This is a genomic window from Bacillus sp. C-3-6 (genome assembly GCF_054509685.1).
The window spans coordinates 2155489-2176896 of the sequence record NZ_CM137247.1 but is presented as its reverse complement, the minus strand read 5'-3'; the positions used below and the strand labels follow the sequence as shown (position 1 = coordinate 2176896).

Genomic DNA, 21408 nt, shown 5'->3' with positions numbered 1-21408 from the left:
ATTTTCATAAAAAAGCATACGTATATTGTTATTCATTGACGAGTGCTTTCTCTTTTTTTGATACAGATAATGTTTTTTCTTTCTTATTTGACATTACCTCTTTATCGGAAATACGTAAAGAAAATAGTAGTGCTATGAGCAAAAATATTGCTGATCCAATTAATGCTGCTTGATATGGTAAAAAATTGGATTGAACGTTATTACTTCCAAAACCAGCTAGTATACTAGCTAAAACAGCTACTCCTATCGCTGAACCTAATCGATTTTGCACATTAAATATAGTAGTCGCTCTCCCCATGGAAGGCGGCGTGATATTGTTAAAGGCAGAAAATTGCACCGCACCGACAGATTGACCTAAGAAAATACCGATACCAAACAATAATGCCCGAATTTGCCACGGATTCGTATCGTGATTTATAAAACTTAATAAAACAAAGATAATCGCCGTACAAATTAATCCTATAGAAATTACCTTTCGAGCTCCTAATTTCTTATATGACCATGGCACAATTTGTGAAGAAATCATTAATCCAATCGCCTCTGGAAATGTCGTAAGTCCTGATTCCAGCGCGGAAACTCCTATCACATTTTGATACATAAGTGGAAAAACAAATAACATTCCTAGTAAACCAGCTGATGAAAATAATGATATAAGGCTCATCTTTCTAAAGACTGGTTCTTTTAATAAGCGTAAATCTAACATCGGTTGCTTTACTTTCAGTTCTACGATTATAAACAATGTAATGAATACAACCCCAGCTATCCCAGTACTCATAATTTCTGGAGAAATCCACCCTTTTGATGGTCCCTGGCTGAGTGCATATATGAGCATCGCAAATCCTGGTGCTGATAAAATAAAGCCGAGAGAATCAAAGCGACCAGCTGATTTTTCAACATGCTCTGCTAAAAATAGAAGTCCAAAGAGCAATGCAACGATTCCAAACGGTAGATTAATATAAAATGCCCAACGCCAAGACATTTGATCTACAAAGAAACCACCGATGATAGGACCAATTGCTGGTGCTACAGCAATTGGAAGTATAATGAACCGAGAAATCTTCGGTCTTTCCTCTGGTGAAAATGTTCGAAATAACATTGCCATTCCAACCGGTGTTAAAAGCCCTCCACCAGCACCTTGAATAATACGGAAAATATTCAATGAAGTAATATCGTTAGCCATTCCGCATAAAGCAGAGGCAATTGTAAATACGAAAAGAGCAATTAAAAACACTCTTTTCGTACCAAATCGATCTCCTAACCAACCAGAAATCGGAAGGAAAACAGCTAAACTAACTAAATACCCAACATTAACCGTCCCCATTGCAGATGGAGTTACTTGTAGTTCTTTACTTATCGTTTGTAGTGCTACATTTACAATCGTTGCGTCCATCGCAGCCATAAACATCGCAGTTATATAAACGATACTTACGACTACTTTTGGATTTAGTTTTGCTTTCATTATCGTTTTCCTGCTAATGTTTTTTCACGAACTTGATTACTTTTTGGATTCAAATCTTTCCAGTTATATTCAACATATTCTAAGCAGCTCTGCCTACTAGCTTCTTCATATACGACATTCCAGCCAATAGGTACATCGAGAAAAGCAGGCCAGAGAGAATATTGGCCCTCCTCATTTATTAATACTTTATATGTGTAATTATCATTTTCAAATGGATTCGTCATACTCTACTTACCCCTTTCTTATTCTGCAAATATTTCGCTAATACTTGTCCAATTTCCGTAAGCGGACCTGGCTGACATAGATCTTTATGTCTACAATCAATATCGTGCTGCACAATTTGCCCGTCTAAATAATTTAGCCACGTATTTGGAGAAATAGGATCAAACCAGTCTGGTATAACAGTAGATCTAAAGAATAAGATATCTCCATTATAAACTTTCGGTACATATTTCCCTAACAACCCTACTGAATTTACATATGTTTCTTTCAAGTTCAATATAGTCTCTTCTTCAAGACTTGCTAATGCACTTCCATCTTTACGAAGGATTTCAACTGCACTTTCCATTGTAAGTGGTTTACCATCCATGTTATCTGGGTCATATCCGCCTAAAGCAAGTAATGCGATTAACGCTTCCTCTTCAGTAGGCGCTTCCGTATTCGGTAAGAAGTGTCCAGGATAAGAATCAAGCATAACGAGTAATTCTACTTCTTCCCCTTCATTTTGTAATTGCGCCGCCATTGCATGCACAACATTTCCTCCAAGCGACCAACCTAATAAACGATATGGTCCATGAGGCTGTACTTCACGAACGTGTTTCAAGTAATCCGCCGCCATCTCCTCTAAACTTTTTGGAAGTTCTTCATTTTTAGCGATACCATGTGCTTGTACACCATAGATTGGATAATCTGTCCCTAAAGATTTCATAAGTCCTGCATAGCACCAACTTAATCCACCTGCTGGATGTACACAAAATAGTGGTAATTGATCCCCGCTTGCTCGTAATGGAAGCAACACATCAAGTGCACTTTGACCATTCCCCATCTCAAGTCTTTCAGCTAACCCTGCAACAGTCGGTGCTGCAAATAAAGTACCAATGTTTAGTTCCACTCCAAGCGCCTCTTTAATGCGGCTCATAAGCTGTACTGCAAGGAGTGAATGGCCACCAAGATCAAAGAATCCGTCATCAATTCCAATTTGAGGTACACTTAGCACTTCTGTAAACAAGTCACATAACATTTCTTCTTGCGGTGTTCTTGGACCACGACTAGAAGATGATGCGATAAATTCTGGAGCTGGCAATGCCTTTCTATCTAATTTACCGTTTGGAGTTAAAGGTAACTCATTTACTACTACAAAAGCGTATGGAACCATATAATCTGGTAAACTACCACCAGCAAACTGACGCATTTCATTCGTATCAATCGCTTCATTATTTGATGCAACGATATAAGAAACTAACCGTTTATCCCCTGGTTGATCTTCCCGTACAATAACGGCTACTTGCTCAACTTTAGGGTGCTTCATTATGACTGCTTCTATTTCTCCTAATTCAATTCGAAATCCACGAATTTTTATTTGATGATCTGCACGTCCTATATAATCTAGCGTCCCATCTTTACGCCAGCGAGCTAAGTCTCCTGTACGATACATTCTTGTACCTGGCTTGCCAAATGGATCTGCGATAAAGCGTTCAGCCGTTAATCCTGCTCTTCCTAAATATCCACGCGCAAGCCCTGCACCTGCAACATACATTTCTCCAACTACTCCAGGTGGCACTGGTTGTAAATAGTTGTCTAACACATACACTTTAAGGTCAGGTATACTGCACCCAATTAAACTATTTGCTCGTAAAGAGACGATAGTTTCATCTAATTCAATATAACTAACATGTACTGTCGTCTCCGTAATACCGTACATATTAATAAGCTTTGGTGCGTTATGAGGATGTCGACTATACCAATCTTCTAAGCGACTTAGCTCAAGTGCTTCTCCTCCAAAAACAACATATCGTAAAGATAATTTTTGGCCAATCTCTTCATTTTCACGATCTGCTTGCATCAATTGATAGAACGCTGATGGAGTTTGGTTTAAAACCGTAACCTTTTCTTTAACAAGAAGCTGTAAAAATTCTTTCGGTGAGCGACTTACAGTATGTGGCACTACAACTAAACGCCCTCCGTATAATAAAGGTCCCCAAATTTCCCAAACCGAGAAATCAAAAGCGTATGAATGGAACATCGTCCAAACATCGTTTCCGTCAAACTGGAACCAATGATCAGTTGCTCCTAAAAGTCTTACTACATTTTGATGAGGTATCATAACGCCTTTCGGTCTACCCGTTGAGCCTGACGTATAAATAACGTAAGCAATATGTGATGGAGATAATGGCTTAATTCGTTCCACTTCATCAATATTTTCTTCACTATATTTCTCAACTTCTGCTATTACTTTCACATCATCAACTAAAACTTTTAGTGCCTCATCACATTCAATTTCCACTTCTGAATTCGTTAAAACACATGATGGTTTCGCATCGTGTAGCATAAATGAAATGCGGTCTGCTGGGTAATCTGGATCTAACGGAAGGTATCCAGCACCAGCTTTAAGAACAGCTAATAAGCTTACAACCATGTTTAATGATCTTGGCATCGCTAAAGCAACGAGTTGATCAGGACCAATCCCTTTTGCTATTAGGAATCGAGCTATTTTATTTGCTTTTCTATTTAACTCTTCATAAGTTAATTTCTTATTTTCAAAGACAACAGCTATAGAATTTGGATTTATATGAGCCTGCTTTTCAAACAATTGTGGCAATGTCATTTCTGGTGCAATTTGAAAACCACCATTCCACTTTTCTAACACTGTATTTTTCTCTGCTACAGTTAATATTTCTAATCTGCCAATTGATTGATCCGGATTTGTAGCTGCATCATCTAATAACAAAATGAATCGTTCTATTAGTTTTTGAACCGTTTCACGTTTATATAAATCGGTACTAAACTCTAGTAATCCATGTAAACCGTTCGGAGTACCATCAACCTCGTTACTCTCACTAATTTCAAATGTTAAATCAAATTTTGCAGAACCAACGCTTTGAATTTCAAGGCTCGCTTCTAAATCTGGTGCATGAAACGTTGCTTCTGGTGTATTTTGAAAAGCTAACATAACTTGAAACAACGGGTGGCTGTTTCGAGTACGTACTGGATTTAACACTTCAACAAGCCTTTCAAATGGAACATCTTGATTTTCATAAGCTGCAAGATTTACCTGCTTCACTCTATTTAATAATTCTTTAAAGCTTGGATCTCCTGACGTATTTGTACGTAACACTAATGTATTTACAAATAAACCAACGATATCTGAAAGTACATCATCATTTCTTCCAGCAATCGGACTTCCAATTGGTATATCAGTGCCTGCACCTAATCTTGTAAATAGTGCACTAAGCCCTGCTTGCAATACCATAAACAAACTAACTCCATTTTTACGTGCAAGCTCTACTAACCTACTATGCATACCTTCATCTATATGAAAATGAATTGTTTCCCCGCGGTAACTCGTCTCAATTGGACGCTGGAAATCTGTAGGTAACTCCATTTGGTCTGGTAAACCTTTAAGTTCTTCTTTCCAAAAATCTAATTGTGTTGAAATAAGACTCTCTGGTGTCGTTTCATCACCTAGCAATTGCTGTTGCCAAAGTGCATAATCTGCGTATTGAACTGGTAGTGTCTCCAGCTGAACTCTGTCACCTTGACATCGTGCTTTATACGCCGCTGTAAAATCTCTCGTTAACGGCTGTAATGACCAGCCATCACCTACAATATGATGTAATAAAATTAATAATACATGTTCGTTTTCACTTACTGTAAAAAGTTGCAAACGAACTGCCGGCTCAATATCGAGGTTAAAACTATATCTTACCGCCTCTGAAAGTACACTTTCTAATTCATCTTTACATGTATTAGTTATAACCATTTCTAGATTTAAGTTTTCCATATCTAAAATTTTCTGATAGGAACTACCTAATATGTTAGGGAAAATTGTTCTAAGTGTTTCATGTTTCTCAACTACATCATAAAAAGCACCTTGTAATGCTTCCCGATTCAATATTCCATTCATACGAATGACTAGCGGAATATTATAAGTAGGACTTGGACCTTCTAAACAATTTAAGAACCATAACCTGCGCTGTGCAAATGAAAGTGGAACTTCATTTGGCCTACTTGCTTTCTGTATAGCTGGTCTTGCGCTTTTTGCATGGTTTAATTGTTTCGCCAGTTCGGCAACAGTTGGTGATTCAAATAGTTTCCCAATTCCTAATTCCACACTTAACGTTTCACGAATTCTTGCCATTAAACGAGATGCGAGAAGTGAATGTCCACCCATTTCAAAGAAATTATCATCAATGCTAATTCGAGAAACACCAAGTACTTCTGCAAATAAATCACATAATATTTCTTCTTTCGGATTTCTAGCAACTCTCTCGTTGTTCATTCCATTAAAATCAGGAGCAGGTAATTTCTTTCTGTCAACCTTACCATTTGGCGTTAATGGTAATTCTTCTAGCACAACAAATGCCGATGGTATCATATAATTCGCTAAACTTTCTGAAACATAAGAACGAATTTCTGAAAGATTAATCGGTTCCTTTTCTTCTGCAACGATATACGCAATGATGCGTTTATCATTTGCACGATCTTCTCGTACCATTACTACCGCTTGTTGAATATTTTCATGTCGTTGTAATACCGTTTCAATTTCAGCTAATTCAATTCGGAATCCACGAATTTTAATTTGATGATCTGCGCGACTAATGTACTCTAACGCACCATCACTACGCCATTTCACAAGATCTCCTGTACGGTACATGCGCTTCCCTGATTCTCCATAAGGATTTGCAACAAACCGTTCAGCTGTTAACTCAGGTTTTCCTAAATATCCGCTTGCAAGTCCTTCCCCTGCAATATATAATTCACCAATAATTCCAGGTGGAACTGGTTGTAGCCCTGCATCCAATACATACACTTCTGTATTGCAAATTGGCTTTCCAATAGGTGGTATACCCTTTTCACCTTCATCAATGTTCATGAAAGTAGACCAAATCGTCGTTTCAGTTGGTCCATATAAATTAGTTATTGAACAACCTAATTCTTTTAATTTATTTGCTAAATGCGCTGGGAGAGCTTCACCACCAACAAGTATATTTAGCCCTTGTAGCTTCTCTGGATAATCAGTTACTAACGCCTGCCAAAGCGTCGGTGTAGCCTGCATAATTGTCACTCTTTCTTCTTGTAAAAGTGTCGTTAATGCTGATGGCTCTTGTATGTCTTCTTTTTGCGCAATTGTTAAACTTGCACCACTAATAAGAGGTAAATAAATTTCTAGAGCAGAAATATCAAACGCAAACGTTGTAACTGCTAATAAATGATCATTTTCATTTAATGAAAACTTTTGCTGCATAGCCATTAAAAAGTTACTTAAACCTCTCATAGGAACAATTACACCTTTTGGGTTTCCTGTTGAGCCTGAAGTATATATTGTATAGGCTGGGTTTAAAAGTGATACATCATTCTTACATGCTATATTCATACGAGAATATGTATGTAACGCTAGTTTCGTTTCTTCGTCATCTAATACAATTTTTTTCATATCCTTTTCTATAACTAACTTAGAGGAAACAGATGAATGTGTTATGATACAAACTGGTTTTGCATCATTTACTATATAATTAACTCTTTCTGCTGGGTATTCTGGATCTATTGGTAAATACGATGCACCAGCCTTTAAGACTGCTAGCATACTAACTACCATTTCTATTGATCTAGGGAATACTAAAGCTACAAACTGATTTGGTCGTATTCCTTCTTCTACTAAATAATGTGCTAGTTCATTCGCTCGTTCATTTAGCTCTTTATACGTAAGGATTACACCGTCACAAGTAATCGCTAGTTTATTTGGATTTTTTTGCACTTGTTTTTCAAATGATATAGGTAAACTGATTAACTCATCGTCTTCCTTCGTTTCATTCCATTCCAATAAAACTTTATGATTTTCTTCAGGCAGAGTAATGTTTATTTTTCCAATCGGCTCGTTTTTCTCATAATTATTTATTACTAATTCAAATAGATTCATAAATCTTTCTTTATGCAATGCTAGCTCTGCGCCATTATATACTTCGGGATTCGCATCAAAATGAATCATTAGCTCATTTTGATCAAAACGTTTATATACATTTATCGATAAATCATCTACAGGTCCTGCTGATAAGTTATGCGTAATACCACGATTTCCAGCAAAATTAAGCCCGTAATCAAAAGGCATAACATTCACTAACGGTCCAAACAACCTTTGATTTTCACCTAGTAACTTTAAGTCTCTTCTTAATTCCTCATGACGGTATTTATAATGGCGACGTACATCTCGGATTTCTTTAGAAACTTGCTGCAATAATTCCGCAAGAGTTATATTTGGAGTTACTGTAATACGAAGTGGAACTAAATTCATTACCATACTTGGTGTATGAATAGATACAGAACCTAGACGTCCCATCATCGGTAAACCTAAAACAATATCATTTTCACCTGTTAATTTATGCATATAAATACTTGTTACAGCCACAATGAATTCCGGCCAACTTGTTAACGAAATATTGATATCTTCTAGTAAAGTTTTCGTGCTAGAACTAGATAAATAAGCTGTTTCTCGTGAAAATCCATTTGATGTTCTCGGTGCTCGTTCTGCCAAACTTACAACTTCTGGGGCATCTGCAAACTTTTCTAACCAAAAAGTACGATTTTCCTGAAATTGTTTAGACTCACGATACTCAATATCTTCTTGCACAACTTTTGCAAGAGAACCAAATGGCTTTTCATTCTTGTTTGTTTCTTCTATAAGTGATGTATACTCATTCGCTACCTTTTGGCTAAGAAGTGAAAATCCATAGCCATCCATCACAATGTGATGGATGCGCTGATACCAAAAGAAACGATTATTTTCAACTTGAATAAGTGCTTCAGTAAATAAAGTATCTTTTTTCAAATCGACTGGCATAGATAAATCATTTTTCATCCATACTTTAGCAGCTTCTTCAGGGTTTCCTTCTTTCCGAACGTCAATAAAATGCATATGGAACTGTGATTCTTCAATAACTTGCCATGGGCCAATTTCATCCTCTTCGAAGCGAACGTGAAGTGCTTCTGCTTCCATTACAACTTTACGTACAGCTAATTCAAAAATGTCTTGATGAATATTCCCGTTTATTTCTACATATTCCCCAGTATTATATATCGGATTAAGCGGATCTAATTGTTGCGCAAACCACATACCAGATTGCGCAGATGATAACGAATGACGAATCTTTTGACTGTTAGGCATTCTTTACTACCCCTTTATTATGTAGTCTATTTGTTACAGCACCTGTGCTGTTTGTGAAGATAGTAAGCTGTACCAACCTGCAACAGTTGGACGTTCTGCTAAATCTGCAAACGTGATTTCTTTCCCTTCACGACGCCACTTCTCTACTAAACTCATAATTCTGACCGAATCAAGCCCTCTATTTAATAAGTCCTCATCAATATCAATACTCTCTACTGACTCACGAAGTAGTTGTGCAACTAGTTCATGTACTTGCTGTATAGTGATTCCTTCACTCTCATCACCTTTTACACTTTGTAAATCTTTTAACAGTAGGTTTGTTGATGTCGTTACTGCGCATCTATTAGATGCATACTCCAATGCTTGTTTATGATGCTCTAGTGAAAAATCAGCAACTGCATCTGCTACAAAGAACGGCTCTATACCATCCATAAATGCTTCACAAGCTGTTAAAAGGCATCCAATATGCGCATAAATACCGCAAATAATGAGTTGATCTCTTCCTTGTTCATTTAAAATTTCTAATAGATTTGTCTTTTTAAATGCACTATATCTCCATTTTGTTAGGAATATATCATCCTCATCAGGAGTAAGTTCATCAACAATTTTCTTTTTATCTGGTCCAGCAGGAATACCGTCACCCCAAAAGTCTTGTAATAAACCTCTTTGTTCTAACGTTTGTCCACCAGGTTGCGCTGTATAAACAACTGGTATACCAAGTTGTTTACATTTTTCTCTTATCATTTTAATATTTGAAATAAGTTCTACTTTTGGTGATTCTTTATCGCTATATGCATCAAGAAAGTATTCTTGCATGTCATGAATTAAAAGTACTGCACGTTTCGGGTCTGGTGTCCAATTCACTTTATTTTTTGGTAGTTCTGATTCAATTGGCATTTTATATACTGAAATAGATGGGATAGCCATCTAATCACTTCCTTCCGGTTTTTATTATTGTTTTACTGTAATAAGTTTTTCAGCAATGACTTTACGTAGTTCTTTTTTGCTGACTTTTCCGACTCCTGTTTGCGGGAATGATTCAATAAATTCAATTCGATCTGGAATTTTATAAGCCGCTATACCACGTTCTCTTAAAAACATTTTTAATTCACTTACTGCCGGAACTTGTTCGCGAGCTATAACAAAAGCACAGGTGCGTTCACCTAAATAATCGTCAGGCATAGATACAATTGCTACGTCATGGACCGCATCGTGTGCTAATAAATGATTTTCAACTTCTTCCGCAGCAACTTTCTCACCACCACGGTTAATTTGATCTTTATCTCTTCCTTCTACAATGATGTATCCTTTTTCATTTACTTTTACAAGATCACCTGTGCGATAAAATCCATCCTTTGTAAATGATCGTGCATTATGCTCTTCAGCTTTATAGTAACCACGAATTGTATATGGACCTCTTGTTAATAAACTACCTACTTCGCCAGGTTGTACATCGTTGTCATTTTCATCAACAACTCGTACTTCATCGAGTGCAGACATTGGTCTACCTTGTGTATGAATAATAATTTCTTCCGGATCGTCTAATCTTGTATAGTTCACTAATCCTTCCGCCATACCGAATACTTGCTGTAACGTACATCCAAATGTAGGGCGTATACGTCTTGCAACCTCAGCGCTAAACTTAGCACCACCTACTTGAATAACCTCTAGGCTCGATAAATCGGTATTACGAGAAGATGCAGCATCAAGCCAAATCATTGCTAATGGCGGAACGAGCGCTGTAATTGTAACTTTTTCTTTTTCAATAAGAGCAAATGCCTCATCTGGACTACCACCAGTTGCCAATACCACTTTTCCACCCGCATAGAAAGTTCCAAATGTCCCTGGAGAACTCATTGGGTAATTGTGTGCTACTGGAAGAACTGCCATATAGACGCTTTCTGCATTCAAATTACAAATTTCAGCGCTTACACGTAAACTATAAATATAGTCATCATGTGTTCTAGGAATTAATTTAGAAAGACCTGTTGTCCCTCCTGATAATTGGAGAAATGCAACATCACTTGGCTGAACTTCTGGTAATGAGACGGGATCCATATACAGATCATTTATGTTCACAAACTCTTCTTCTTCCCCCACTACAATTACACGTTGTAAAGTTGGCACTTTCTCTTTCACTTCTCTTGCTAGTTTTCGATAATCAAAACCGAGAGCCTTATCTGAAATAACGTAAGCGCTCGCCTCACCAAACTCACAAAAATAACTAATTTCACTGCTTCGATGTGAAGGTAGCGCAAAGACAGGAAGCGCTCCAATTCGAAATAGTGCAAAACATATTTCGAAAAACTCGATAATGTTAGGTAACTGGATTACAACTCTGTCCTCTTTCTTTATTCCTAAATTCAGTAAACCTGCTGCTAAACGATCTGCATTTTTATCAAGTTCACTATATGTTATATGCTTCTTACCACTTACAACCGCGATTCGATCTCCATATTTCTCAGCCCGCTCTCTTAACACTCCTCCAAATGTTTCACCAAGCCAACATCCTTCTTCTCGATAATGATCGGCAAATTCTTTTGGCCATTCTGTATAACCTACTAGCATTCTTTCTTCCCCCTATTTTCATTAAGTGAACTATCTCTTAACCCTAAAGCTTTTAGCATTGTTTGGAACTTAGCTGATGTTTCTGCTAACTCATCTTCTGGTTTTGACTCAACAACAACTCCAGCTCCTGCATATAAACGCAGTGTATTTTCTTGTACTTCAGCACAACGAATTGTAACAATCCATTCTCCATCTCCATTTAAATCGCTCCATCCTAGCATTCCTGTAAAGAACTCGCGGTCAAATGGCTCAATATGCTGTATAGCCTCTCTTGCTTTTTCCATCGGAGTTCCGCAAACTGCTGGCGTAGGATGAAGGGCAATTGCTAATTGTAAAGAAGAAGTATTTGGATCCTTCAGTTCACCTTTCACTTCTGTAGACAAATGCCACATCGCTTCACTATGAATAACTGATGGCTTTTCTGGAACATGTAATGTATGACAATACGGACCAAGTGCAGCGGCAACCGCTTCAACTACTACCGCATGTTCATGTAAATCTTTTGGAGAAGAAAGTAATTCCTCTGCCCTTCTTTTATCTTCTACTGGGTCCTCACTACGTGGCCTTGAACCAGCTAACGGATTAGAAATAACTTGCATACCATTACGTGAAACAAGCAATTCAGGACTTGCTCCAATTAGCGTCTTACTGTTCTCTTTTTCATCTTTCGGTAAATTCACAGCAAATGTATAACCATGCTTATTATGTTCTGCTAATTCTCGCAGAAGTTTTTGCTTATCAATCTTTTCCGAAGATTTAACATCTAACGATCTAGATAGAACGATTTTCTTTAAATCACCGTCCTGTATTTTTTTAATTCCTTGCTTCACACCATTCATATAAACTTCAGGGTCTGGTACTGGCGTCATTTCAAATGTTACGTTCTCATTTGTTTCAAGCTGATTTGTTGTATCCAATTGTAAACGCTCAGAAATCCTACTATATTCTGGTACGATAAGTTGGACTTCTTTTCTACGATCAAATGGCAAAGCACCCACAACGATAGGATTTGGATTTCCAGCTTGTTTCGCATTACTTAATGTCGCTTGCACAAGCTCTGGGAAATTTTCAATTTCACGATGCTTTACTGTAGTAAACTCTCCTTCTGCTAATATAGTTCGAGTTGGTGAAGCGAAAAAGAATGAAGATTCAGTCTTATAATCTTCTAAAAGTTTTTCTGACAATTCCTTTACAGCTATATGTTCATTCATAATATAATAACCTCCTGAATTTTTATTAAACTCCTAACGTAGCACCGCCATCAACACATAAATTGTGCATTGTAATATGACTTGCTCTATCTGAGGCTAAAAATAACACTGCTTCAGCAACTTCTGAAGGTTGTGCAATTTTTTGTAATGGAATTCCGAGTCTATATGTATTTTGAGAACCAGCAATTATATTTTTAGCTCCATTCTCATCAGCCCATAGTAATCTTTGCATCTCAGTTTCAGTAGAACCTGGAGAAACTAAGTTGCAGCGTATATTGTATGCCGCAAGCTCTAGTCCTAAACATTTCATAAACATCGTCGTTGCAGCTTTTGACGCAGCATACGCAGCCATCTCCATTCTCGGCGTATTTGCCGCATTTGAACCGACTGTAACAATTGCCCCTGATTTTCTTAACATCATATTTTTACTTACCGCTCGGGACATATTGAAAACCCCTGTAGTATTTACAGAGAATGTTTTATTCCAATCTTCATCACTTAACGAATGAATTGGTCCCATACGTAAAACCCCTGCAACATTTATTAAAATATCTATTGGCGCTATTTCATTTGCAATATGATTTACCATGTCTTCAACAGCAGCGCTATTACTCACATCTAAACGAAACGTTTTCATACGTGTTTTATTTAATTCATTTTGATTTAAGAGTACATTTAACCCCTCTTCATTTTGATCAACCGCAATAACTGTGGCTCCTCTTTCTAAAAACATTTTGGCAACAACACTGCCTATACCTTGTGCTGCACCTGTTACTAAAACTGTTTGCCCATCAAATTCCCCTAAGTTCATTTTCTCTATCCTTTCACATAAACATTAATTTCATTAAGTAACATCAATGATATTGATTTTCATTATCAGTTGTGTTGTAAAAAATAATACACTTACTAAACTAATTGGTCAAGTGCGCATTACTTTAAAATCTGTTTTATTGATAATGTTTTTCATTTACTATCTTACACCGAAATGATAATGTTTCTCAATAAACTTGTCAATCTTTTTTTATTTTTCAGATAAAGTATTTTAATGCTTCTTAATAAAATCATACCTAAACGCATTGAATGTACTTATATTATAAATAAAATTCAAACTCCTCTTTTTAAAATTGAAGAAGATAAACTAGAGATACGTTCATTTACAATGCTTTATGAAAAACTCAAGTATATATTTTCTCAATATTTTTCTGAAAATATATCTTACAAATACTAATGAATGTCTTCTTTACCATTTAAGATTTAATATATATTTCGAATACGATGTATCAATTTATCATATTCCAAATGGGTATTCCACTCACTTTTACATCTATAAAAATCACAAAAGTAATTTAACCTTGTTAAAATAACTCATAAAAAAAGCATCCTAATTAATAGAATAGGATGCTTTTTCGTAATCATAGTGTTATAGAAGATTTGTATACTTATGCTACGCTGCGATACTCTTCTTCTTGTTCTTTTTTCTGTTTAGGTGCTTGAATTAAAATTGCGATAATGAATGACACGACACATAATACACCGATCACCATGAACGTTGGTCTGAATCCACCTAGAAGTGCACCGATAAAGGAACCTGCAAGCGCCCCAAATCCAAATCCTTGATACACAATTCCGTAGTTCTTACTATGGTTTTTCATACCGAAGAAATCACCAACAATAGCTGGGAAAATAGTGATATTTCCACCAAAGCAAAACGCTACACTTGCTACACATACGAAGTATATACCGTAATTTAAATCTACAAAACTTAGAACTAAGACTGAACTCGCCATAACAACAAAAGTACCAGTAACGATTTTTAAACGCCCGATTTTATCCGATAACGGTCCTAAAATGATACGACCTAATGTATTAAAGATTGCAACCATAGCCACCGCATTAGCTGCTGTTGCTGCGCTAAGCCCTACAAGTTGAACACCAATGTCTTTTACCATACCAATTAAGTATAAGCCACTCATACATGATGTAAATAACATGATAAATAATAAGTATACTTGTTTTGTGCCTAACATTTCTTTCGTTGTGTATTCCTTAGTTTTTGTTTCATGAACTGCTCCTTGATCTGCAGCTTGATGGATTAAACAAGCACCAATTACAATCATAGTTGTAACAATTAAACCCCAGTATATAAATGCTTGCGATACACCAACTGATTCAATCAACTTTGCGTTAACGTATTTAAAGATTAAGCTACCTGAACCATATGCAGAGACAGAAATACCAGCAATTAAACCTTTACGCTCTGGAAACCACTTTATTAAATTTGATAGTGAAGTGATATATGCTGTACCATCTGCATAACCTACAACAACTCCTGCTAGTACATAAAGTAATATTAATGAGGACGCTTGTGAGCTAAGTATTAACCCTAGTCCTAATGCTAATCCAGCTATCATAATAAGTTTACGAAGTCCCCATTTTTCTTGCAATTTACTCGCAAATAAAGTTGAAAATGCTAAAGAAAGACTAGTAATTGAAAAAGTTATCGCAACAGCGTTAAGACTCCAACCGTATTTACTAACTAAAGGCTGATTGAATAAACTCCATGTATATATCGTCCCAAGCCCCATTTGTACTATGACTGTGCCAAGGACAACAAACCATGGATTAACAGTTGATTTTTTCATATCTTTCCGCCTCCTCTTTCTATTTCAATGCTATTCGCTAAATTTACTTTTTTTATGTTCATTTTGGTCACCTCTTTTGATTTGACACCTTCATTGTATAAGATGTTTTCATTTATGTAAGCACTTACAAGATAGAGCGTCAAAAACATGGAATCAGTTACAAAAAACGAAGGATGAAATACAAAAAACTACTGATTAAATACAATAGAAAAATTTTTTATACTTCGATTCACCTTATTTTTTATAAAATCACAAATTTTTTTCCAATAAATAAAACTAAATATTCACTAATATATCTATCCGTGGTTTAATATATATAATAAAAAAATATTTCTGTCTTTAATGAGGAGGTACTATGAAAGCAAACGTAGGGGATACTATACTTTTTCAACGAAACAATTTAAAGATTACAGGATCTGTACTAAAACTTTATACTGAATCGGTCTTAGTTGAAATTACAAATGTAAGCGGTGGTACTTTTGAATTTGATCGAACAATTGTAAATCATAAAAACTATAAAGTTTTAAATACAAATACATAAAACAACACAAAATAGCCCCTGCTAAACAGCAGGGGCTATTTTATATAAAAATATTTCACTAGTTTATATACCCTAAAACATTAACAATCTTACTCGCTTTTAAATTGTTAATATGATAATAAATTTCTAAACCTCTTCTCTCTGCTCGTAACACTTTACCCTTCATTTTTGATAAATGTTGTGAAACAGTAGATTGCGGGATGTTCAGTAACTCTGTTAATTGTGTTACATTACAAGTTTTTCTTGTACTTAATTCATTTACAATTTGCAGTCGGATTGGATGCGCCATAATTTTTAAAATATCTACATCTTCTTCTGAAACTAAAGTTTTTTTCATTTCACTTGTATATGTTGTCATAAGACATTCCCCTTTTATATGAATTCCATTTTTATAAGATCTATTTCCAAAATTTTTAAAACCCTCGATTAAAACTTTCATATAGAAATAAAAGGATTTTAAATTTTTGAAAACAGAACTTACATTCACTTTATTTATTTGGTACATATACATAATACAATGTTAATATGTGCTCTATGTGAAGTTCGCATAAATTTGTGATGAAGATTTATTTAGCCACTCGCATCCTACTCATCTAATTATCCACTACATAAAATCATCAGTTATTTTAACATATTTTAGGCGTTTGTATATACTATTTATAAAACAACTTTTATAAAGGGGGATTCATATGCCTACAGCGTTACAAGAAGAAGTCGAAGAAGCACGGGAAACATATGTCAGTCGTATCATCTTAGTTGGAGGATCGACTTTATTTTTAGTAGGCGGGGTTATATCGGCAATTTCAGCTTTTAAAGCTTATAATCGTTTGGAGAATACGCCGCCTTCTACAGATAATTCATAGATATTTTATAAAATAAAACGTCGCCTCTAATATGAAGAGACGACGTTTTATGATTCATACATATGACACTAAAAGTATCGATAGATTCCCTACTCCATTTTCTAAGCTTACTTCACCACAAACCTAGTCTGACTACACCCATCCTTCTGCTTCGTTACTTCTAATACAGCTGGCATTGCGTTTTTCAGCTCTTGTACGTGTGAAATGACACCGATAAATCGGCCTGATTTTTGTAGGTCAATTAAGGCATCAACTGCTTTCGTTAATGATTCTTCATCTAATGAACCGAACCCTTCATCGATGAACATCGTTTCGATGGAAATACCACCTTCATATGCTTGAATGACATCTGCCATTCCTAGCGCTAAGCAAAGTGATGCGTTAAATTTCTCTCCGCCGGATAATGTTTTTACATCGCGCGTTTGGCCAGTGTATGCATCGTACACATCTAAGCCTAATCCACTTTGACGGTTTCTTTTTTCAACTCGTTCACTTCGTTTTAAATAAAATTGTCCATTTGATAATTTACGTAGTCGTTCGTTTGCGATTTGAACAATTTGTTCTAAATACTCAATTAAGATGTAACGTTCAAATGATATACGACTTTCGTTATCACCTTTCATTACTTCATATAAATCAACAAGTTCTTGGAAGGCTTTTTCTTCCTCGTGAATTTGTTCGTCAATACGTCTAATGTTTTCATGTAAATCAGAAATATATGTTACCGCATTTTGCGCACGTTGACGTTTTTCTTTAATTATATCGAGATTAATTTCTAGTTCTTTTATGTGTTCACCTAAAGATGTAATATCCATATACTCTTTATCTTTTAATTCTGAGTTTAGCTCTTCAATTTGTTTTGCAAGCACTTCAAGAGATGAATAATAACCTTGAATTTCTTTCTGTAACATCTCCATCTCGGCATCGCTTAATTTGGCTTCTTTATACGTGAATTGATCTGTAAATCCGCTTTGTTCTAGCTCTTTCATAAAGCGTGCGAAAGTCTCTTCTTTCTTCAATTTTGCACTTTCAAATTGATTAGAAGCACCTTTCTGTTCTGCTTGAATACGTATATTTTCATTTTGCCAATGTTGATACGCTTCCTGCACTTTCTTCCATTCGTCCTCCATTAACCTAAGTTCGTGCATAGCTTGGTCAAACTGTGCTTTCCAAGCTTGTACTGTTTGCAAGTTTTCTGGAATATTTCGTTTATCATGTTCATATGACGTACGAAGTTGCATGCACTCCATTTCTGTACGGTGCTGCATTGTTTCTACTTCCCGTTTTTGTTTCTGAAGTTCTTCTATTTTTTCTTCTACGCTTTTCATGTTCACAGCAATCTGCTTACGTGTTTCTTCACTTGCTTTTAACGTATTAACGTCTGCAGCTAATTGTTTTCCTTTTTGAACAAGTGCACTATATGTTTCAACTAATTTTTCGGAGTTATACCCACGCTTCACAACTTCTTCTATCACTTGTTCATATTGTAGTCGATAAAAATTCCATTTCTCCTCTACTTGCACATGTAATTTTTCAGCAATGTTCTTCTTATCTCTTAAATCGTTTAACTCTTTTTCATCGATCGCATTACTTTGCTCTGTAGCTTTTTGCGGATGATTCGTACTACCACATACTGGACAAGATTCACCGTCATGTAAATGAAGAGCTAATATACCAGCTTGTTCACTTAACCAGCGGCGCTCCATGTTTTCATATGCACGAACTGCCACTTGCATTTTATTATTTGCCGCTTCTTTTTCTTGCTCGAATTTTTGTTTTTCTTGCCAAACATCATATGCTTGCTTTAAAACTTTTGCATCTTCTCGCATATTCGTTAGTTCTTCTACTTTAGCTACATATTGCTCAAGTGCTTGTTCTAATTGCTGCAATTCATCAGACATTTTCTGTTTTTGGTTTGTATGCTCTTCTAGTTGTTGATCTAACTTTTGCATACTTTCTTTTAATTTCCCTATTTGAATTTCGGCATTTTGTAAATTCAGCTTTCTTTCAGCTAATGATTCAATAATCGCTTGTAACTCTTCTAATCTTTGAACAAGTTTTTTAGCCTCTTCTCGCTCAGCTTCTTTATTCTTTACTACTTCATACTTCTCCTGAGCAAGTTCAAAGCTATTCATTATCTGTTCTTGTTTGACGCTTATCTGTTTTAACAAACTTTCAGCTTTTTGCTCATTTTCCATCGCTTCTTCATACCATTGTTCAAATGGTAATAAGCGCTTTGCTTGTTCCGCACGTTTAAAGGATTTTTCTTTCCTTTCAATTGCTGCACGGTTCTCTTGTAAAGTGTTATATTTCTCATTCTTTTGTTGTAAATCTATAAATTTCTCATTTACAGATTTTGCTGCATGAAAACGTGTTTCTGCATCCTTTAATTGCTTCGTTTGAACATCTTGTTGTACTTGTAATTGCTCAACCTCTGCCTTATACACTGTTGTTTCTTGTTCTAACGCTTCTACTACTTGATGCGTATTTACATGTTCTTGTGCCGCTAATGTCTCTAATAATGCTCCATCACGGATTGGTAATTTAAAAACATTACGGAAATAGAGCTCTCTCTCTTTTTGTTTTTCTTGTAAAACATCTTTCCATTGTTTTCTCTTTTGATCAAGTAACTCACGCATTAATTTATAACGATCCGTTTTAAAAATACGACGTAAAATCTCTTCTTTGTTTTCCGTCTCAGATGTTAATAGTTTTCGGAATTCACCTTGTGGTAACATAACAATTTGACTAAATTGATGTTTACTTAACCCAATTAAATCTTCCACTTTTTTGTTTACGTCTGTTACATGAAAACGATCGACGGCTGGAACGTTTTCTCCATCAATAACTTCATATAATTCTACTGCATGTCCTGTAATGGTCTTATTCCCTTGTTTTTTATGTCCAAGTTGTCTTTTTATTTCATAGCGTTTCCCTTTTAATTGAAAGGTTAGTTCTACACTTGTATAAACATCATCATCAGCAAATTGACTTCGAAGCATGCTCGTATCACTACGTTCTTCTCCACTAGCCTCACCATATAACACATAACAAATCGCATCAAAAATCGTTGTTTTTCCAGCTCCCGTATTCCCAGAAATAGCGAAAATACGATGTTCTCCAAGATCTTCAAAATCGATTACTTCTTTCTGTTTATATGGCCCGAATGCTGTCATAATAAGCTGAATCGGTCTCATCCTCGTTCACCTTCCCGTTCTTGCACTGTTTGTAATACATCTATAAATAGGCGTTCTTTCTCTTCTGATAAATCTAACCCTTTCATTTCTTTATAGAAAGCCTTTAAAAGAGATAAATCATCCATTTTATGTCTTGAAACCGTTACTTCATTTGTATCTGTGAGTTCTCGCCTTTGCATCGCTCTTTCAACGTGCATTGCATTTGGATATACAGATCGTATTTTCTCCATTGGCTGTAAGACAGGGTTTTCATCTAATAATTTTACAAATACGTAATCTTCACTTACTGGGTGCTGTAATAATTCATCTATTTTCGCTTCTACTGTTCGCATTTTACGACGTGGTGAAAGTAACCTTTTTTCAATTGCTACTTCACCAGTTTCATTCAGTTCTACAATGTAATAACCTTTTTTATGTTTCTCTTCAGAAATTGAATAGGCAAGTGGTGAACCTGAATATCGAATGGTCTCATTACGTACGAAATGCGCTTGATGTAAATGTCCAAGCGCTGTGTAATGAAACTTATCAAAATAATGACTATTTACATATTCAGCACCACCAATTGAAAGTGGTCGTTCTGCATCACTTGTATTCTCCTCCGCTTCTCCTGAATAAGTTACAAATGCATGTCCAACAAATACATGTCTAGCTTCTTTATCCATTGTTTCAGAGAGCTCATTCATAAAAATGCGCATCGCATCATCATGAGAACGTACGTCTTCATTTTTCAACACGTGTCTAACTATGCTTGGGTCTGCATACGGTATTAGATGGAAGTGAACCTCTCCATATTCATCATTTAGTACAACAGGTTCATACGGGAATTGAAATTGGCCTGCAATATGTAATCCCTGTTTTTTCATTAAACTACTCCCAAAATGGATACGATCCGGACTATCATGATTACCAGCTACTGCAATAACTGGTGTTTGTAAATCAATAACTATTTTTTGCAGCACATCATTTAATAAGTCTACTGCTTCTGTAGGTGGAATTGCTCGGTCATATAAATCCCCTGCAATAATTACAGCATCTGGTTTTTCTTCTTCAACAGCCTGTACAAACTGATCTAATACAATCTTTTGGTCTTCAGTCATATACACGCCATGAACAAGCTTACCTAAATGCCAATCCGCTGTATGAAATAACTTCATATTTTTCTACTCCTTTTAATTTACTGATTTTAGTGAAACGAGTTGATAGTTTATTGTAGTTTTTCCGTTCTCCCACTCTAGCTTCAATATCGTTGCACTTCCAATTCTTTCTTCATTTGATTTATATAAAGGCAATATTTCTTGAATTGTAAATAAGTGATAACCATCCAATATTAATTGAAATATATTTTCTTCAATATGTAATCTTACTTCTTTTTCATTTGAAATAATTTTTGTGTGCATCTCAAATTTCATGATAGATACAACCCCTTTTTATAATCTCTACATTTTAATAGTATAGTGGCTATGCAAGATTGACAAGTACATACACAGCAAAGTACACACTTTTCTATTGTTATATGTTTTATATATTTTATATAAAATACGGTATGTGA

At 35.7% G+C, this 21408-nt stretch carries 14 protein-coding genes; 2 read left to right on the top strand and 12 right to left on the bottom strand.

Going from position 1 to position 21408, the window contains the following annotated elements; all coding sequences use genetic code 11:
- Positions 1 to 28: 28 nt before the first annotated feature.
- From ACW0JX_RS11225 to ACW0JX_RS11190, 8 genes are all read right to left on the bottom strand, one after another.
- The gene (locus tag ACW0JX_RS11225; protein WP_144465469.1) at positions 29 to 1459 is read right to left on the bottom strand and encodes an MDR family MFS transporter; all 1431 of its coding nucleotides are present in this window, start codon (positions 1457 to 1459) and stop codon (positions 29 to 31) included.
- Positions 1459 to 1683 carry an MbtH family protein gene (locus ACW0JX_RS11220; protein WP_000184057.1) on the bottom strand — a complete coding sequence of 75 codons (225 nt, stop codon included), beginning with the start codon at positions 1681 to 1683 and terminating at the stop codon, positions 1459 to 1461. Before ACW0JX_RS11220 ends, ACW0JX_RS11225 begins: the two co-directional genes overlap by 1 nt.
- On the bottom strand, positions 1680 to 8837 hold the full coding sequence (locus ACW0JX_RS11215) for an amino acid adenylation domain-containing protein (protein WP_459245669.1): 7158 nt from the start codon (positions 8835 to 8837) through the stop codon (positions 1680 to 1682). Before ACW0JX_RS11215 ends, ACW0JX_RS11220 begins: the two co-directional genes overlap by 4 nt.
- A 33-nt stretch (positions 8838 to 8870) precedes the next feature.
- Complete coding sequence (locus ACW0JX_RS11210; protein ID WP_016512869.1) at positions 8871 to 9764, bottom strand: isochorismatase family protein; 894 nt, start codon at positions 9762 to 9764, stop codon at positions 8871 to 8873.
- Positions 9765 to 9788: 24 nt separating this feature from the next.
- Positions 9789 to 11405: a (2,3-dihydroxybenzoyl)adenylate synthase gene (locus tag ACW0JX_RS11205; RefSeq protein ID WP_098127557.1), complete on the bottom strand. Its 1617-nt coding sequence runs from the start codon at positions 11403 to 11405 to the stop codon at positions 9789 to 9791.
- On the bottom strand, positions 11399 to 12616 hold the full coding sequence (gene dhbC, locus ACW0JX_RS11200) for an isochorismate synthase DhbC (RefSeq protein ID WP_098127558.1): 1218 nt from the start codon (positions 12614 to 12616) through the stop codon (positions 11399 to 11401). The genes ACW0JX_RS11205 and dhbC overlap by 7 nt, the downstream gene beginning before the upstream one ends.
- 25 nt (positions 12617 to 12641) lie before the next feature.
- Entirely contained in the window at positions 12642 to 13427 is a 786-nt protein-coding gene (dhbA, locus tag ACW0JX_RS11195) for a 2,3-dihydro-2,3-dihydroxybenzoate dehydrogenase (protein ID WP_001048437.1), read from the bottom strand.
- A 628-nt stretch (positions 13428 to 14055) separates the two neighbouring features.
- Positions 14056 to 15258 carry an L-lactate MFS transporter gene (locus ACW0JX_RS11190; protein WP_095690958.1) on the bottom strand — a complete coding sequence of 401 codons (1203 nt, stop codon included), beginning with the start codon at positions 15256 to 15258 and terminating at the stop codon, positions 14056 to 14058.
- 355 nt (positions 15259 to 15613) lie between these two features.
- Here ACW0JX_RS11190 and ACW0JX_RS11185 point away from each other — a divergent pair, with 355 nt between their 5' ends.
- Complete coding sequence (locus ACW0JX_RS11185; protein ID WP_000646793.1) at positions 15614 to 15799, top strand: YkvS family protein; 186 nt, start codon at positions 15614 to 15616, stop codon at positions 15797 to 15799.
- 58 nt (positions 15800 to 15857) lie between these two features.
- Here ACW0JX_RS11185 and ACW0JX_RS11180 read toward each other — a convergent pair whose 3' ends face one another.
- Positions 15858 to 16157 carry an ArsR/SmtB family transcription factor gene (locus ACW0JX_RS11180; protein ID WP_000214794.1) on the bottom strand — a complete coding sequence of 100 codons (300 nt, stop codon included), beginning with the start codon at positions 16155 to 16157 and terminating at the stop codon, positions 15858 to 15860.
- 331 nt (positions 16158 to 16488) lie between these two features.
- On the opposite strand from ACW0JX_RS11180, the gene ACW0JX_RS11175 reads away from it, so the two are divergent.
- A complete protein-coding gene (locus tag ACW0JX_RS11175; RefSeq protein ID WP_001141668.1) occupies positions 16489 to 16662 on the top strand; it encodes a hypothetical protein in 174 nt (57 codons plus the stop codon).
- Between the two features lie 107 nt (positions 16663 to 16769).
- Here ACW0JX_RS11175 and ACW0JX_RS11170 read toward each other — a convergent pair whose 3' ends face one another.
- The 3 genes from ACW0JX_RS11170 to ACW0JX_RS11160 are packed head-to-tail and all read right to left on the bottom strand — an operon-like array spanning position 16770 to position 21268.
- On the bottom strand, positions 16770 to 19859 hold the full coding sequence (locus ACW0JX_RS11170) for an AAA family ATPase (RefSeq protein WP_459245668.1): 3090 nt from the start codon (positions 19857 to 19859) through the stop codon (positions 16770 to 16772).
- Positions 19856 to 21013 (bottom strand): exonuclease SbcCD subunit D, encoded by a 1158-nt coding sequence (locus ACW0JX_RS11165; RefSeq protein ID WP_459245667.1) that lies wholly within the window; start codon positions 21011 to 21013, stop codon positions 19856 to 19858. The genes ACW0JX_RS11170 and ACW0JX_RS11165 overlap by 4 nt, the downstream gene beginning before the upstream one ends.
- Positions 21014 to 21028: 15 nt before the next feature.
- Positions 21029 to 21268 (bottom strand): DUF2584 family protein, encoded by a 240-nt coding sequence (locus tag ACW0JX_RS11160; RefSeq protein WP_000667344.1) that lies wholly within the window; start codon positions 21266 to 21268, stop codon positions 21029 to 21031.
- Between the last annotated feature and the right edge of the window lie 140 nt (positions 21269 to 21408).